The following is a 1,042-nucleotide window of genomic DNA, read 5'->3' on the forward strand; positions in this document are numbered from 1 at the left end:
GCTTGGTGCCGATGGCAAAGCCCAGTTGTTCCAGCCATAGGCCGCTGAGGCGGACGTGGGGCACGTGCTGGTCGCCGGCATGGTCGTGGGCGCCGGGGTAATGGGTGTAGCTGACCGTGCATTGGCGCGGGCGGCGGGCGCGGCGGGGTGCGCGTAGCGTGCCGGGGCCTTGCGGGGAGGCCTCCGGGTCGGGCGGCAGCATCGGTGGCAGCTTGGTGCGGTCGGGTTCTACAACGACCCACTGCACTCGCTTGGGCGGTGTGGAACGCGCACGTGTGCGGGTGGGCCGTGCGCTGGCAGATGCCGTGGGTGGGCGGCGGCGTGTCATGGTGCCTCCGGGTGGCGGAGATTGATGGGTGCGGCGACGCACTGCTGCAGCGCCACGGCACTGCGTGCGAGCCGGCGGCGCAAGGTGTGCGGCAACACAGCGGGCTTGCAACTCAGCGGATGCACGGATTGGGCGCTCGCCTGCTCAACAGCTGCGCGTGCGTCGCGCCGGCGCAGCACCTCGCCCACATCCCAATGCAGGCGGTGAGCAGAGGCTGGCGATTGATCAACCGGCACAAATGCCGGCATGGATGGTGCGATAGACATGGCAACGCCCTCCTGGAACAACCCAAGAACCGCCGCCAACGGCGACGGGATGTCGGGAGGTTCGAAACCGTACATAGTCGGCGGGCATATTCCCCTTGCGGGTGTTGTATTAGCCGCCCTCCCGACGCAGGCATTGCATCGGCTTGTACCTGCAGGATGCAGGCACAAAAAACCCACCGGTTTGACGGAGGTGGGTACCGCTATGTACGGAGTTTCGACGCTCCTTGTGACTAGATTGCGAGTGCAGCGTGTGCGTGTCAATAGCAACTGAGGAGGATGTTTGACGCGTCTGTGTAGCGTGCTGGCGCACGATCGGCAGCTGAGGATGATACGCCCAGGGTTCCGTAGACACTCAAGACCCTCGTTGCGCGTAGCGCCGTTCAAACTCTACAGGGGACAAGTCGCCAGTTGAACCGTGGCGGCGGTTGGGGTTGTAGAACATCTCGAT

At 65.0% G+C, this 1,042-nt stretch carries 1 protein-coding gene; it reads right to left on the reverse strand.

The annotated features are described in order from the left end of the window. Window positions 1-328: SymE family type I addiction module toxin (locus tag OZ10_RS20140; RefSeq protein ID WP_039566885.1), on the reverse strand; the 328-nt coding region annotated here is incomplete at its 3' end. Window positions 329-1,042 lie beyond the last annotated feature (714 nt).

Origin of the sequence: Xanthomonas cannabis pv. cannabis (genome assembly GCF_000802365.1) — a bacterium.
In the GTDB taxonomy this organism is placed as follows: domain Bacteria; phylum Pseudomonadota; class Gammaproteobacteria; order Xanthomonadales; family Xanthomonadaceae; genus Xanthomonas; species Xanthomonas cannabis.